We start from the raw sequence: 14412 nt of genomic DNA on the forward strand, positions 1-14412 counted from the left end.
GCACTTGTTGATGGGTAATTGGTGGCTGGATACCAATCTATGCTTTCCATATTTCAGACATAAATAAAAATCCCCCAACACCAAATGTGTCAAGGGATTTCAGGTATGACTCCGATTGGACTTGAACCAACGACTTCCACCCTGTCAAGGTGGCGCTCTCCCACTGAGCTACGGAGTCATTTGAGATAAAGTTTTTGTCGACAATTACTAATATAATGTTTTATACTGAACTTGTCAATCTTTTTTTGGAGGTTTTATTATGATCGCCAGAATACTTACTTTTCTGTTAATTGGCGGACTACTATTGGCAGCAATTGCCGTAGCAGCACCTCAATACTTAACTGAATTTTGGATTGTTTTAGCGCTTTTATTTTTAATTGGTATATCGACCTTAGTTATTATTTACTTAAGAAGGGCTATATCCTTAATCAAGGAAATGAATGCTAAGGAGTAAATTGATTCATTTTTTAGATATTACTTTCAATTCGCACTCCCTTCGAATAAACTATAGGTAAAGAGAGTCTTTGGGAGGGGTTATGATGTCAAACCAATTCGTAACAGCAATTAATTGTATGGATGGCCGTGTACAAGAGCCGGTCATTAAATGGATGAAAGAAAAATACAATGCTACCTATGTCGATATGATTACAGAAGCAGGTCCGAACAAAACACTCCTTTATGGAACCGACGAAGATAGAAAAAGAATTAGGGATAAAGTGGACATTTCCTATCATAATCATGGTTCTAAAGTTCTCGCTATCGTTGGCCACCATGATTGTGCAGGTTATTCACTTGAAGACTCTAGAAAAAAAGAAAAAATTAAATCAAACGTACAAATGTTTAAAGATTTGGGTTATGAAATGGAAATCATCGGACTTTTTGTAAATGCAGATTTTGAAGTCGAAGTTGTAGTTGATTAATAAGATGCCGTTCAAGTGATTCATCATGCTTGAGCGGTTTTTAAATGCATATTTTTAATCCGTTTGGGGAACCTCGTTTGTATGGGATTGGGGTGTAAAAATGGCAGATGTTCAACTGACAAAAGAAACAATTGAAATCAATCATACAAAGATCTATTGTGAGCATGCAATAAACGATCGGCCACCGTTATTCTTAATACACGGCTTTCTTGCCTCTACATACACGTTTAATCGAATAATTCCATTATTGGCTGAAGATTTTTCAATAGTGGCATTCGATTTACCAGGGTTCGGGAGCAGTGAGAAATCTACTTCTTTTAATTATTCATTTGAGAGCTATTCACAGTTCGTCAATGATTTAATGGATTACTTTCAATTGGATAAAGTTTTTATTGCAGGACATTCCATGGGTGGCCAAGTTGCTTTGTACACTGCGAAAAACTTTCCTGATCGTGTAAATAAGCTCGTATTATTAAATAGTTCTGGTTACTTAATGAGACCTGCACAAAAATATGTGACAGCTTCTTATCTTCCTTTTTTCCCATCATTTTTAATGCGTTATTTTAAACGAATAGGTGCTGAAAAAACATTACAAAATGTTTTATATGATCACTCGCTGATTAATCAAGAAATGATTGATGTATACGAAAAACCTTTTTTAAAGAAAGATTTTTATCGCTCATTAGTACGTCTCATCAGGCAGCGGGAGGGCGATCTATCTCCCGAACAACTTCGTTTAATTCATCAACCTACATTGTTGCTTTGGGGGAAGAATGATAAAATCACCCCCCTTCGAACAGGAAAACGACTGGCAACAGATTTACCGAATGCAACCTTGAAGGTATATGATCAGACTGGACATCTGATCACAGATGAACGACCGAAAGAGATTGTTAAGGAAATGAAGCAATTTTTACTTGAATAGTCCATCTTTAATCACTTTTGATTAACTGGTGGTCGAGCGGTTGCATCACTTTGTCGAGCGGCTGCATCGCTTTGTCGAGCGGTTACAATGCTTTGTCGAGCGGTTGCATCGCTTTGTCGAGCGGCTGCATCGCTTTATCGAGCGGCTGCATCGCTTTGTCGAGCGGTTGCAATGCCTGGTCGAGCGGCTGCATCGCTTTGTCGAGCGGTTGCATCGCTTTGTCGAGCGGTTGCATCGCTTTGTCGAGCGGCTGCATCGCTTTGTCGAGCGGCTCGAGTGTTTTGCAATGCCGACGCCAAGAAAAAGCCCTGAACGAAGAATCACTCCTTCGTCCAGGGCTTTTATACTTACGTTTATTTTGTAACATTTCCCTCTGCAGGGATTGGTTTCGCATTCAACATTCGTGCGAAATGAGTAGTGTTATAAGCTAGCGTTGTAATGGCGTTTTGGGTGAAGTCGCTATCTGTGCCAGCTTCCATATAAGACGGACCTGGTCCTGCTTCGCCTACCCAATAGGCATCGGCGTTTGGTGGGATTGTAAATCCTAGATGGCTCAATCCATAAATGATGTCGTGTGAGGCATGCTTAGCGCCGTCCTCATTACCTGTAACGACTGCCCCTGCTACACGGTTATAAAATATTTCTTGTCCTTTGTCATTCGTTTGCCCACTGCTTCCGTTCAGTCGCTCTAAAGCCTTTTTGGCCAAGCTACTTTTCTCACCTAACCATACTGGTGATCCAAGGATAAAAATATCTGCATTAAGGATTTTTTGGAGGATTCCAGGCCATTCATCACCCTCACCTAAATCATCTGAAATTCCAACAGGAATATTGTAATCGGCCATCCGCAATACTTCTACTTCAACGCCTTCTTTTTCATAAACTTTTTTCTCCTCATCAAATAAGGCTTCTGTATTAGATTTTTCACCACTTTTCTTAAGTGATGTGTTTAAGAATACACATTTTAAAGCCATAAAAAATACCTCCTATCTATAAATTCTTTTCCCGTCAGATAGGAGGATTAAACGAAGTTGGTTACTGGACCATCTCTACAGCCATGACGTGACGTTTCGTTCGCATGCATGCTTCTTTATTAACATCCGATTTCGGACAACCTTTACAATACTTACCGCTATTTGTTTCATAATTAAAGCAGCATGTCCGGCGTACACGGACCGGTTCATCTTTACCTTCTACTTCAATTTTATTAGTATAAAAGCGTTGTAATGGGTTGAAGCTCGTTTGGAAGAATTCCCCCTTCAATTGGAGGAGATAAGCAAAGTCATTCCATGCTTCCTTTTGTTCATACAAGTTCAATACTTCACTTTGTAACTTCGATTCATATAATTTATAAATATAAACAGCCACATTCTCCCATAACAAAGGAGTTGGCACTTTTGCGACTTTGTTGATTGCCTGAACATAATAGGAAATCTCACGGATACTTTTTTCCAAATATGCATTGCGGTCTGCACGATTAATTACTTCTGTTACTTTATCTGTCTCGCTATATAAGTAAGGCATCCATTTTTGTTTTTTCATCGCTGAAATGATATATCGATTGTCGGCACTAAAGTCTATTTTTTTATTGAAAACAGCTACGGTATATAGAGCAGGAACGAATAGTATGTTTGTTAAACGTTTTATTAGTTGTGATCCTACAACCAATAACTGGTCTGTTTGCAAGATTTCACCCGTCTGCTTTAGATAATCATATAGATAGCCTTCATCTAATAATGATTGAACTACAACAGGTTGGTCAGTTAAGTTGTTTTGAAATAAAATTCGAAATGTTTGTTGTAGCTGTTCTTTTTCTATTCTTGTAAGCGTCATTTCCATATTGATCATCCTTTACGAATTAACCTTTTCATGATTTAACAAACCTCAGACATTTTTAACAACTCAATCTATACCTCATTATAGCTTAAATGATAATCATTCTCAAACATAGTATGTCAATGATTAAAATGACACAAAAAAAACCACAGCTTATTTACTGTGGCGTGAATGGCTCTATCTCATTGTTTGATTGCTTCTATAGGCAAAACCTGTCTTTTCGTTACCATACATGCAGCCTTATTGACGTCTGTCTTTGGACAACCTTGGCAATACTTTTTTCCAGCCTTTGTTTCATAGTTGAAACAACACGTTCGTCTGATACGGATCGGTTGATCATTTCCTTTTACATCGATTTTATTTGTATAAAAACGGTGTAATGGATTAAACTGTTCGTCAAAACACTGCGGATCAAGCTGTAACAAGTAAGCAAAATCATTCCATGCTTCTTTTTGTTGGAGTAATGTAAGGTCTTGATCCTTTAACCGTGTCTCATATAACCAGTAAATATAGACCGCGACATTTTCCCATAATAAAGGCCTTGGCACTTTTGCTACACGATGGACAGCTGTAATGATTTTTGCGATTTCTTGAATGACTTGTTGGAGATAAAGTTCACGGTCGGATTGATCCTCAACAGAAGTTGCATTCCAATTTTTCTGATATAAATGGGGCAACCATAATCCTTCTTTTATTCTCGATACTAAATATAAATCATCCATTTGTATGTTTAATTTCTTTTTGGAAGTGGCTAATAAGAAAAATGCTGGAACAGTTAAGATAAATCCAAGTCGTTTAATAAATTGAGAGCCCAGTGCCAATAGCTGATTTGTTTGAAACTGTTCCTTCAAATTCGGCAAGTAGGTTGATAAAAATTCTGCGTCACGTAATTGTTGGAATGAAACGGATGTATCTGTTTCATCCAAATCAAAAAGAATTCGAAATTGATTTTGGAATTGCTCTCGATTTTCAGGCATCCATTTTTCTTTCATGGTCAGCATCCTTTTTAAGTCTTCCCCTACTGAATGGAATACACATTGGTGTTCCACTATGCGGGTCATTCATAATTTGGCAACGAAGACCAAAAACATTCGCCACTAATTCTGGTGTTACGATAGTGTCTGGGTCACCTTGTTGATAAATATTTTTATTGCTGATTGCTACGATATGATCAGCGTAACGACAAGCAAGATTGATATCATGCAACACCATCACGATTGTCCGATTTTCTTCCTCATTCAAATCACTCAACAAATCCAAAATATCAATTTGATGCGTCAAATCTAAGTAAGTCGTTGGTTCATCGAGTAAAATAATATCTGTATCTTGCGCTAAATTCATCGCAATCCAAGCCCGTTGACGTTGTCCACCGGAAAGTGAATCTACTTTTCTTTCGGATAAATCTTTTACTCCGGTTACTTCCATTGCCCGCTGAACCGCTTTTTCATCTTTCTCAGACCATTGATTTAACCAACTCTGATACGGATACCTTCCCTGTTTAACAAGTTCAAGAACAGTCAAACCTTCCGGAGCTACAGGTGATTGAGGTAATATCGAAAGCTTCTGGGCAATTTTTTTCGTTGGCGTCCGCGCAATATCAGCTCCATCTAATACGATAGATCCATCTTTCGGTTTTAGCAAGCGTGCCAGTGAACGAAGCAATGTCGATTTCCCAGAACCATTCCCTCCGATGAATACAGTGATTTTTCCTTTTGGAATCACTAAATCAAGCTCTTCAATGATGTCTTCTTCTCCATAACCTAGCGTCAATGCATTCGTACGAATGGCATCCATTCCAAACACTCCTTTCAGGTCGATCATTCTGAACCTTTATTGATTTCTACTTTTGTATAGCAAATAAATGAAATACGGTGCACCGATCGCTGAAGTGAGCACACCTACTGGGACCTCAAGCGGTGCGAATGCCGTGCGTGCAATTAAGTCAGCCGCAATGACAATACATCCACCGACCAAAGCTGAGACTGGTATAAGCGATCCAAAAGATGAACCAACTAATCGTCTAGCCATATGCGGAGCCATCAAGCCAACAAATCCGATTCCTCCCGCAAATGCGACTGCGATTCCAGCTAAGGAAGTACTAAGGGTAATCAACATGAATCGGTCACGTTGAATGAGGCTACCTGCATTCGCTGCAAGATCCTCACCTAGCTCCTGAACATTTAATCTTCTTACATAAACAAACAAAATGGCCATCAAAAGAAAGAACCACGGAATAATTGTCCAAACTTCACTCCAATTTGCACCATTTACACTTCCAGTAATCCATATATTTGCTCGTGAAGCCGTAAATATAGGTCCTAAAATCATAATCATGGTTGTAAATGCTTGTACAGCAGCTGAAACTCCTATACCTATGAGTACTAACCGTATGGGTTTGATTCCACCTTTTTTCCAAGCAAGAAAATAAACAAGAAAGCCTGTGACAATCGCTCCTATAAATGAAGCAAGTGGTAACCACTGAATACTGACCGTTAATGTATTGCTCCGATCACTGAAAAAGGCTAAAAATCCGACGGTCGCGAATGCAGCCCCGCCTGTGATTCCGATAATATCCGGAGATGCCAATGGGTTACGAATCATGCCTTGCAGAATCGCGCCTGATACGGCTAATCCAGCACCTGCAAACAGGGCCATTAATACACGAGGCATTCGAAAAGATTGTACGACTAAGTTATTCATGTCTGAACTGGAGTCGAAAACTGCTCTGACTACTTCTAGTGGTGACACTTTTAATTGTCCAATGCCTAAGCTTAAGATAATTAATATGATTGTTAATAAAACTAAACCGATCACATAAGCAATAGATCGATAATTCATTAAGAAGGAAATGTTTCCAACCCGAAAAGGCACATATCTTTTCATTCGTTAATCCCCCTTCTCGCAATGTAAATAAAGAAGGGAACCCCGATGACTGCAGTCATGACACCTACCGGAACTTCTGCTGGCATAATGATATACCGTGCTCCAATATCGGCGATCAATAATAGTACTGCACCTAACATACCACTATAGGGAATAACCCATCGATAATCAATGCCAACCATCCATCTTGCGACATGTGGAATGACGATTCCAATAAAACCGATTGGTCCTGCAACTGCAACAGCTCCCCCTGCTAACAGAACAATTGTCAATGCGGCCAACACTTTGATTAACCATGTTTTTTGTCCTAAACCCTTAGCCAAATCTTCACCCATCGCAAGGACATTAATTTGCTTACCAATCAGTAAGGATGCAACCAAGCCAGTTAGTATATATGGAAAAACTGCAGTTAATATGTTCAAATCCCTTCCTTGCACAGAACCTGCAAGCCAAAATAACGCCTGATCTAATGATTGCTCATTTAATGTAAGCATCCCTTGTGTCAAAGATGAAAATAATGCCGCAATGGCTGCACCAGCCAATGTCATTTTAATCGGTGTCAAGCCATCTTTTCCTAATGTGCCCAATGAATAAACAATGATGACCGCTAATGTTGCTCCTAAAAAGGCCAACCATGTAAATGACATGAGTGATGTCATTCCGAAAGCGGTAATTCCAAGGACAACGAAGAAGCTGGCCCCAGCATTCACACCAAAGATACTTGGTGAAGCTAATGGGTTATTCGTGATCCCCTGCATAATGGCTCCAGCCATCGCTAAGCTTGCTCCGACTGCTGCAGCAATGAGCGAACGCGGGATTCGGGTATCTTGAATGATAATATGCTCATTCGATCCATCAAAACGAAGAAAAGAATCGATGACCATTTGCGTATCAACTTTTGTCAAACCCCAGATGACACTTCCCCACATAAAAAATAGTACAATAATTGAACCAATTCCTAGTCCAATCCATTTCCCTTTATTTTTTTCTATCATAATGAAGTTACCTTTCCACACTGAAACTCCGTAAGTACGGGCAAAAAGCACTAGCTTTCACCAGTCTAGATGAACGTGCCTAGCGTGTCAAAACAGAAAACGCTTATCAATTAGCTTTTACAAAAAAAGATAAATAAAATTTAATAATTTTGTTGACACTCTTATTATAAATGATTACGATTGTTATTGTAAATGATAATCATTCTCACCAAGGTGAATGGAGGAACAGAAAATGAAAAAAAGCATATTTTATTTAATTACTGGTTTACTCGTATTATTCTTAGCTGCTTGTGGCGGAGATGATTCGTCAGAAGAAAGTGGTAGCAATGAGAACGGTGACAACCAGACTGAAAGCGAATCAAGCAATACTTATGAAGTAGAGCATGCGATGGGCACAGCAACCATCGAAGAAAATCCGGAGAAAATCGTCGTATTGACAAATCACGGAACAGAAGCTTTACTCTCTTTAGGCATCACACCAACTGGCGCCGTCCAATCGTGGGTTGGCGATCCTTGGTATGAACATATTAGCGACGATATGCAAGGTGTTGAAGTCGTCGGTACGGAAAGCGACATTAATTTAGAAGCAATTGCTGCTCTTGAGCCTGACTTGATCTTAGCAAACAAAATGCGTCAAGAAGAACATTATGAAGCCCTTAACGCTATTGCACCAACGGTCATGGAAGAAACATTGCGAGGCGATTGGAAAGTAAACTTTGAATTGATTGCCGAAGCTGTCGGGATGCAAGACGAAGGCCAACAAGTACTTGATGATTACCAAAGCAAGGTTGAAGAACTTTCTGCAGATTTGGAAGACGCAGGTAAACTAGATACAAAAGTATCAATGGTACGCTTCATGCCACAAGATGTGCGTATTTATTATAAAGATTCATTCTCAGGAATTATCTTGGAGGAGATTGGATTAGATCGTCCAGAATCCCAAAAGAAAGATGAATTTGCAGCAAAAGGTGTTACAAAAGAACGAATCAATGAAATGGATGGTGACGTCATCTTTTACTTCACCTACCAAAAAGCTGAAGATGGTCAGCAAGTCCAAAGTGAGTGGACAGAAGATCCATTATGGCAAAACCTTGAAGCAGTTCAAGAAGGAAAAGCCTACGAAGTCAGTGATACAATCTGGAATACGGCTGGTGGCGTCATTGCAGCCAACATTATGCTCGATGACTTAAGAGAAAAGTTATTGAATGAAGGAGAATAATGCATAAGAAAAGTACCGGTGTTCATTTATAAGTAGTTCCGTTTCGGTGGAGAAAAGTTTAAATAACATACCATATGGGAGACCAAATCGCATAGCGATTCGGTCTCTTTAAAATGCTGTTATATCAATGCTTATGTTAAATTATCATATGAAATCGCATTGAAAATAGCATACTAAATAGCTAACTGACAATAGCTGTTGTCAATTGAATCTTTAGTATGCTAATTAGGGTTCTAATTGGAGTGTTATTTGGTGTGTAAACTTAGAATGAACAAAAGGCAGTTTTAGTGTTCAAAAGATAGCTGGCAACCTAAGTGAACGAATTGTTTTAAAGGTAAATGGAAATTTTATGTTAATATTAAAAATAGAAATTATGATAAATTGTACTTAAACTAACTGGTAATTTAGTGCAAGAGCTATGATTAACTGATATTTCAACAAACGGGCCATTTTGTTGAGAAAGGGGAACAGGATGAGTGTAATAAATATAATCGGCATAATTTTAGTAATAGTTCTGCTGGCATTGAGTTTGTTCAATGTTTCCTTAAGTAAAATAATTATAGTATTATTTATTAGTTCTCTTGGATTATTTGTTGTAAGAATGACTATTGAGAATAAGGATTTTTTAGATGCCTTTATAAATTCATTTGGTTTAATGACAATAATTTCGTTTGTCGTGGTTATCGTCAATTTTTATAAAAATCGTTCGTTTGAAAATAGCGAAAAGGAATAATGGGATTTCACCAACAGGGCGCGTTTGTGGAATAAAATGTGAAATGATGTACTTAAATTAAAGTGTGAATTAGTAATACAAGACAGTATAAAAGAGCAAACGCTTGGACATTAAAATGTTCAAGCGTTTTTGGTTGATATTTATACTGTTATTTTGATGTTAATTATAGTAATTTTTAGTGTGATAATCAGAATGTTTTTTCGCATTTTCTCCACAGTATCGGAACTACTTATGTTCATTTACCGGTACTTTTTCTTATTCCATTTGTATATGCGACCTAATTTCGGATATATGAGCCAAATACCTGGGATATGCTCCCTCGACCGCGACTTATGCTACCTTCTCTCTTGTTTATGCTCCCTTCATCGTATTTTATGGGACCAAGTCGAAAATATATGTACCCTGCTAACTTTTCAATGAAGAAACAGTCGATACTTTTTCATTCCATTTGTATATGAGACCTAATTTCGGATATATGAGCCGAATACCTGAGATATGCTCCCCCGATCGCAACTTATGCTACCTTCTTTATTGTTTGTGCTCCCTTCATCGAATTTTATGAGCCCAAATCGAAAATATATGCGCCCCTTTTCAAGCCTTCCCACAAAGAAAAATGCCCGTGAGTGACCACTCACGGACATTTTCTTCATTATATTTAACTAACCCGTCTTCTTCTCTTTTTTCTCGGAGGATTTTTTCTTGGATGTGCTTTTTTCGGATGATTTCTTTGCCGTCGATTTCTTTTGTGTCGACTTTTTCTTTATTCCGGTCGATTTTTTCTTGTTTTTTTGCAAGGATTTTTCTAAAGCATCCATCAGATCAGTGACATTATCCTGCTTTTTCGGTTCTTTTGGAATGGTGACTTCTTCCCCGTCTTTTTTCTGTTCGATTAAGTCCTCTAAATTTTCACGGTACTCATCTTTATATTGTGTTGGATCGAATTCCGCTGTTAGTTGGTCGATAAGCAATTTTGCCGTATCGAGTTCTTTTTTACCGACATCCTCTTGCTCAGGTACATTCGGTACTTCTCCGACATTTCTCACTTCATTCGGATAATGAATCGTTTCCATGATTAATGTATTTTCGTAAACACGAACGACAGCAAGGTGTTCTTTTGAACGAATCGTGATTTTAGCCACTCCTATTTTCCCTGTGTCTTCCAAAGCTTTTCTTAATAACGAATACGCTTTTGCTCCTCCTGAGTTCGGAGAAAGATAATAGCTTCGATCAAAATAAATCGGGTCAATTTCTTCCAATTGAACAAAGTCCAAAATCTCAACCGATTTATCATCATTTTCCTCTTTTAACTCTTCTAATTCTTCATCGGTCAAAATGACGTACTTCCCTTTGGCATATTCAAACCCTTTAACAATTTCATCGTTTTCAACATCATCGCGTCCACATTCTGGGCATGTTTTTTTATAACGGATCGGAGTCTTACATTCTTTATGAAGTTGGCGTAATTTGATATCTTTATTTTCTGTCGCAGAATGCAACTTTACGGGTATATTCACAAGGCCAAAGCTAATGGATCCTTTCCACATCGTATGCATAAGGGGCTTCCCTCCTAGTCGAAATCAAAGTATTGGTCCTCTTTATATTCCCGAATTCATACGAATTTATTCATTGGATAATGGTGTAAAGAGTTCATTTCTGTGGTATCAATAACTACGAGGCTTGTGTACATAAGGATGGTGATGGTCATGTGGAAACCAATGCTAACCACATACAGCGAGGATGCGCCAATTGGCGACCAGTGGCGCTATGAAGTGAAATACGACGGTTTTCGCTGTGGTTTGGAATGGAAAGCAAGTAGAGTTACCTTATGGTCCAGAAATGGAAAAGAATTAAATGATCAATTTCCTGAAATCATCAAAGCCTGTGAAGAAAACCAAGACGCCTTCGAAAATGACCTTCCTTTATTGCTCGATTGCGAATTAGTGATTCCCGTCACGAATTTGCGTACCAATTTTTCTGAGTTGCAAACGCGAGGTCGAATGAAATCAACGGAGGCCATAGCAAAAAAAGCGGCGGAACGGCCTGCCAAGCTTTATGTGTTTGATTTACTGAAACATACCGGAAAATCATTAAAGAAAAAAACGTACCAAGACAGGCGCAATCAGCTAGAGAAGCTATTCAAAAAGAACCCGACCAAAAGGTTAAATCTGGTAACCCAATACAAAGATTTAACCAGCATCGAAGAAGATGTATTTTTGCATCAAGCTGAAGGCATTTTAGCCAAGAAAGTTGATTCAACCTATCAAGAAAATACACGCTCAAAACAATGGTTAAAAATCAAAAACTGGCGGCAGGTTCAAGGCATCGTTACGGGATGGAATCAAGCGAACGATTATTACGACCTTAGCGTTTATGACAAGCAAGAACTTGTTCCACTCGGTAAGGTAAAAAACGGTTTTCCAGACGACGACCGACAGACGTTGAATCAATTCATCCGAGAAAATGGACAAAAACTGAACCAATCCACTTGGCAAATCCCTGAAGGCGTTTGCATTGAAGTAAACTGTTTGAATGCACGCAATGGAGAAATTCGCGAACCGTTATTTAATCAGTTTCGATTTGATTTAGTTCCAAAAGAGTGTACGTGGGACCGCGTTCAAGAACAACTCGCCCAACTTCCGGAAGACATTGACTACTCAAATTTGGATAAACAACTGTTTTCCAAAGCAAGGAAAGTGGATTTATTGATCCATTTACGAAAAGTTGCACCATTGATGCTCCCCCATTTGTACAATAAAAAATTAACGGTCATTCGCTTTCCAGACGGAATTTATGAAGAGTCGTTTTACCAAAAACATGTCCCAGAATACGCGCCTGGATATTTCCAAGGAAATGAACATCTTGTCTGCAATGATTTAAGGAGTCTGATCTGGTTAGGCAATCATGCGGCATTGGAGTTTCATGTCCCTTTCAATCGGTTGAATGAAAAAAATCCGAGAGAAATGGTATTTGACATCGACCCACCAAATCAAAGTAAGTTCCCGGTTGCCGTAAAAGCCGCACAATTGATCAAAGAATTATGCGATTATAAAGAGTTGGTCTCCATCGCTAAGACTTCTGGACGAAAAGGATTACAAATCCATATTCCGACTGACGGAGCAGGGACGTATGACGAAACGAGAGAGTTCATGGAAACAGTGGCTAAAGTACTTGTACAAAAATATCCCGACTTATTTACGATTGAACGAATGAAAAAAAATAGAGGCGAACGCGTTTATATTGATTTCTTACAACATGCTGAAGGAAAAACAATCATCGCTCCTTACTCCCCTCGTGGACAAGGAAATGCAACGGTATCCACTCCGCTATTTTGGGAGGAAGTGAATGAAGATCTAGATCCGAATGATTACACGGTTTTCAACGTAGCTGAACGCATCCGTAAAAAAGGATGCCCTTTTCAATATTATCAGCCGTAAGGAATACTTTTCACTGGGAAGGGTATTTGTTGTTATGAGGAGTGATAAACAATGCCTTATATCCAAATTAATGATCTCGATATTGAAGCCGTACCTTTTCAGGACTTAGCGCAAGCAAGACAGTTTTGTACAGAGGAACAAATCGTCGTGAAACATGAAGATACCTTTTATGTCGTGAACGAGACATTTGAAGAAGATCTAATCACTTATGGATATGAAAAAGTCTAATGCAATCATCACCGGTTGAGAAATTTCCGGTGGTGATTTTTTAGATTTGGCTCATATATGTTTGAATGGGTCTCATATTTCTGTTCAGCAGGTTCCTATTTTTGAAATTCATGCCTTTATATTTTTCTCATGGGAACATATCAGCCTAATTAGGCAAACACACGAGCAGGGTACATATGATCGCTATTAAGCGATATGACCTTGTCTCAGAAGAGGACTTTAATCAACGGTTATCGAAATAATGATTGTCGAGCAGCATGTCATGAACATATTAAGGTAACTTATCGCATCATTACAACGGGTTATGCAAGTGATCAACTACATAAATATTCAATCGACTATACTTTAATTACCGGGAGGAGGAACATTGTTGAAAGTAAAAATTGATCTGGATGAAAACCATCATGAAACGACCATCACGATTCATGCGAAGGAGTGGTCTAAAGAATTGGAACTCTTAGTTGAAAAATTAAAAGAACAAACAACCGGTAAATTGATTGGTACGGAAAATGACAAATCAATCCTACTACATCCAAACGAAATTGACTTCATTTATGCACAGGACCGAAAAGTATTTGCTGCCGTGAACAAAAGATCCATAGAGATTAACATGAAGCTTTATGAGGTGGAAGAATTGTTGGAGACTTATCACTTTACCCGCTTCTCAAAGTCAGTCATTGGAAACCTGCAACAAATAGATTCATTCGAGTTAAGTTTTAACGGAAACCTTTGTGTCTTTTTCCGTTCGGGTAACAAGGAGTATGTTTCACGGAAATACGTCATGAATGTAAAAGAAAAGCTTATACTAGGAGGTGGTTCGAAATGATGGCTGAAGCATTCAAAAGAAGTCTTGGCGGCATGGCGTTCGCAGCGTTAATCACGTTTATTTTCATTACAGTACTCTTAATTACAGAAACTGAATCAACTATTTTGGACATATGGAAAGGAATGTTCGGTTCTTTAATTATGGGGATTTACTTTGGCTCAGCGTCGTTGATTTTTGACAATGAAAAATGGAGCCCATTAAAACAGACAATCATTCATTTTTTCTTGTCCGTGACCGTTTGGCTTCCTCTTGCACTCCTTCTTGGTTGGGTACCTGTTGGAATCATTCCAATCGTGATGGGTTTAGTTGGTTTTGTATTTATTTACACAGTATTTTGGTTTGTTTTGCGGAGTTACTTTTCAAAAGTCGAAAAGGATTTAAATGAGCATCTCAAAAAAACGTAAAAAAATGGC

At 38.5% G+C, this 14412-nt stretch carries 17 protein-coding genes and 1 tRNA gene; 10 read left to right on the top strand and 8 right to left on the bottom strand.

The genetic code is table 11. The annotated features are described in order from the left end of the window. Positions 1–106: 106 nt before the first annotated feature. Positions 107–178, bottom strand: a tRNA-Val gene (locus FPQ10_RS03030). 81 nt (positions 179–259) lie between these two features. Here FPQ10_RS03030 and FPQ10_RS03035 point away from each other — a divergent pair. From FPQ10_RS03035 to FPQ10_RS03050, 4 genes are all read left to right on the top strand, one after another. Then, positions 260–454 carry a hypothetical protein gene (locus FPQ10_RS03035; RefSeq protein WP_144160001.1) on the top strand — a complete coding sequence of 65 codons (195 nt, stop codon included), beginning with the start codon at positions 260–262 and terminating at the stop codon, positions 452–454. Between the two features lie 85 nt (positions 455–539). Beyond that, positions 540–920 (top strand): carbonic anhydrase, encoded by a 381-nt coding sequence (locus tag FPQ10_RS03040; protein WP_246569296.1) that lies wholly within the window; start codon positions 540–542, stop codon positions 918–920. A gap of 100 nt (positions 921–1020) precedes the next feature. Then, positions 1021–1845 (top strand): alpha/beta fold hydrolase, encoded by an 825-nt coding sequence (locus tag FPQ10_RS03045; protein WP_144160007.1) that lies wholly within the window; start codon positions 1021–1023, stop codon positions 1843–1845. Between the two features lie 40 nt (positions 1846–1885). Next, positions 1886–2209, top strand: a complete 324-nt coding sequence (locus FPQ10_RS03050) for a hypothetical protein (RefSeq protein ID WP_144160010.1) — start codon at positions 1886–1888, stop codon at positions 2207–2209. On the opposite strand, the gene FPQ10_RS03055 is transcribed toward FPQ10_RS03050, so the two are convergent. The 6 genes from FPQ10_RS03055 to FPQ10_RS03080 all read right to left on the bottom strand — a co-directional run bounded on the left by FPQ10_RS03055 (position 2199) and on the right by FPQ10_RS03080 (position 7562). After that, entirely contained in the window at positions 2199–2819 is a 621-nt protein-coding gene (locus tag FPQ10_RS03055; RefSeq protein WP_144160013.1) for a flavodoxin family protein, read from the bottom strand. The genes FPQ10_RS03050 and FPQ10_RS03055 overlap by 11 nt on opposite strands. A gap of 61 nt (positions 2820–2880) precedes the next feature. Continuing rightward, positions 2881–3684 carry a (2Fe-2S)-binding protein gene (locus FPQ10_RS03060; RefSeq protein ID WP_144160016.1) on the bottom strand — a complete coding sequence of 268 codons (804 nt, stop codon included), beginning with the start codon at positions 3682–3684 and terminating at the stop codon, positions 2881–2883. A gap of 179 nt (positions 3685–3863) precedes the next feature. Continuing rightward, positions 3864–4673, bottom strand: a complete 810-nt coding sequence (locus FPQ10_RS03065) for a (2Fe-2S)-binding protein (RefSeq protein ID WP_186278511.1) — start codon at positions 4671–4673, stop codon at positions 3864–3866. After that, entirely contained in the window at positions 4651–5475 is an 825-nt protein-coding gene (locus tag FPQ10_RS03070; protein WP_144160022.1) for an ABC transporter ATP-binding protein, read from the bottom strand. Before FPQ10_RS03070 ends, FPQ10_RS03065 begins: the two co-directional genes overlap by 23 nt. Positions 5476–5511: 36 nt before the next feature. Beyond that, complete coding sequence (locus tag FPQ10_RS03075) at positions 5512–6564, bottom strand: FecCD family ABC transporter permease (RefSeq protein ID WP_144160025.1); 1053 nt, start codon at positions 6562–6564, stop codon at positions 5512–5514. After that, positions 6561–7562, bottom strand: a complete 1002-nt coding sequence (locus tag FPQ10_RS03080) for a FecCD family ABC transporter permease (protein ID WP_144160214.1) — start codon at positions 7560–7562, stop codon at positions 6561–6563. Before FPQ10_RS03080 ends, FPQ10_RS03075 begins: the two co-directional genes overlap by 4 nt. A 229-nt stretch (positions 7563–7791) precedes the next feature. Between FPQ10_RS03080 and FPQ10_RS03085 the strand changes: the two genes are divergently transcribed. Next, complete coding sequence (locus FPQ10_RS03085; protein ID WP_144088550.1) at positions 7792–8778, top strand: ABC transporter substrate-binding protein; 987 nt, start codon at positions 7792–7794, stop codon at positions 8776–8778. Between the two features lie 472 nt (positions 8779–9250). Further along, positions 9251–9511 carry a hypothetical protein gene (locus FPQ10_RS03090; RefSeq protein WP_144088551.1) on the top strand — a complete coding sequence of 87 codons (261 nt, stop codon included), beginning with the start codon at positions 9251–9253 and terminating at the stop codon, positions 9509–9511. A 659-nt stretch (positions 9512–10170) separates the two neighbouring features. Here FPQ10_RS03090 and ku read toward each other — a convergent pair. After that, on the bottom strand, positions 10171–11064 hold the full coding sequence (gene ku / locus FPQ10_RS03095) for a non-homologous end joining protein Ku (protein ID WP_144160028.1): 894 nt from the start codon (positions 11062–11064) through the stop codon (positions 10171–10173). Positions 11065–11214: 150 nt separating this feature from the next. Between ku and ligD the strand changes: the two genes are divergently transcribed. The 4 genes from ligD to FPQ10_RS03110 all read left to right on the top strand — a co-directional run bounded on the left by ligD (position 11215) and on the right by FPQ10_RS03110 (position 14403). After that, positions 11215–12945: a DNA ligase D gene (gene ligD, locus FPQ10_RS03100; protein ID WP_186278512.1), complete on the top strand. Its 1731-nt coding sequence runs from the start codon at positions 11215–11217 to the stop codon at positions 12943–12945. Positions 12946–12996: 51 nt separating this feature from the next. After that, entirely contained in the window at positions 12997–13173 is a 177-nt protein-coding gene (locus tag FPQ10_RS12915; RefSeq protein ID WP_186278513.1) for a hypothetical protein, read from the top strand. A 370-nt stretch (positions 13174–13543) separates the two neighbouring features. Continuing rightward, positions 13544–13999: a LytTR family DNA-binding domain-containing protein gene (locus FPQ10_RS03105; RefSeq protein ID WP_144160034.1), complete on the top strand. Its 456-nt coding sequence runs from the start codon at positions 13544–13546 to the stop codon at positions 13997–13999. Then, positions 13999–14403: a DUF3021 domain-containing protein gene (locus FPQ10_RS03110; protein WP_186278514.1), complete on the top strand. Its 405-nt coding sequence runs from the start codon at positions 13999–14001 to the stop codon at positions 14401–14403. The genes FPQ10_RS03105 and FPQ10_RS03110 overlap by 1 nt, the downstream gene beginning before the upstream one ends. The last annotated feature ends 9 nt before the right edge of the window (positions 14404–14412 follow it).

Source organism: Allobacillus sp. SKP2-8, from assembly GCF_007559355.1.
GTDB lineage: Bacteria > Bacillota > Bacilli > Bacillales > Alkalibacillaceae > Allobacillus > Allobacillus halotolerans.

What these genes read in the sequence shown, in the direction of transcription:
- FPQ10_RS03035 (WP_144160001.1), top strand. Translation starts at nt 260, where the DNA reads ATGATCGCCAGAATACTTACTTTTCTGTTAATTGGCGGACTACTATTG.
- FPQ10_RS03040 (WP_246569296.1), top strand. Translation starts at nt 540, where the DNA reads ATGTCAAACCAATTCGTAACAGCAATTAATTGTATGGATGGCCGTGTA.
- FPQ10_RS03045 (WP_144160007.1), top strand. Translation starts at nt 1,021, where the DNA reads ATGGCAGATGTTCAACTGACAAAAGAAACAATTGAAATCAATCATACA.
- FPQ10_RS03055 (WP_144160013.1), bottom strand. Translation starts at nt 2,819, where the DNA reads ATGGCTTTAAAATGTGTATTCTTAAACACATCACTTAAGAAAAGTGGT.
- FPQ10_RS03060 (WP_144160016.1), bottom strand. Translation starts at nt 3,684, where the DNA reads ATGGAAATGACGCTTACAAGAATAGAAAAAGAACAGCTACAACAAACA.
- FPQ10_RS03065 (WP_186278511.1), bottom strand. Translation starts at nt 4,673, where the DNA reads ATGAAAGAAAAATGGATGCCTGAAAATCGAGAGCAATTCCAAAATCAA.
- FPQ10_RS03070 (WP_144160022.1), bottom strand. Translation starts at nt 5,475, where the DNA reads ATGGATGCCATTCGTACGAATGCATTGACGCTAGGTTATGGAGAAGAA.
- FPQ10_RS03075 (WP_144160025.1), bottom strand. Translation starts at nt 6,564, where the DNA reads ATGAAAAGATATGTGCCTTTTCGGGTTGGAAACATTTCCTTCTTAATG.
- FPQ10_RS03085 (WP_144088550.1), top strand. Translation starts at nt 7,792, where the DNA reads ATGAAAAAAAGCATATTTTATTTAATTACTGGTTTACTCGTATTATTC.
- FPQ10_RS03090 (WP_144088551.1), top strand. Translation starts at nt 9,251, where the DNA reads ATGAGTGTAATAAATATAATCGGCATAATTTTAGTAATAGTTCTGCTG.
- ku (WP_144160028.1), bottom strand. Translation starts at nt 11,064, where the DNA reads ATGCATACGATGTGGAAAGGATCCATTAGCTTTGGCCTTGTGAATATA.
- ligD (WP_186278512.1), top strand. Translation starts at nt 11,215, where the DNA reads ATGTGGAAACCAATGCTAACCACATACAGCGAGGATGCGCCAATTGGC.
- FPQ10_RS12915 (WP_186278513.1), top strand. Translation starts at nt 12,997, where the DNA reads ATGCCTTATATCCAAATTAATGATCTCGATATTGAAGCCGTACCTTTT.
- FPQ10_RS03110 (WP_186278514.1), top strand. Translation starts at nt 13,999, where the DNA reads ATGGCTGAAGCATTCAAAAGAAGTCTTGGCGGCATGGCGTTCGCAGCG.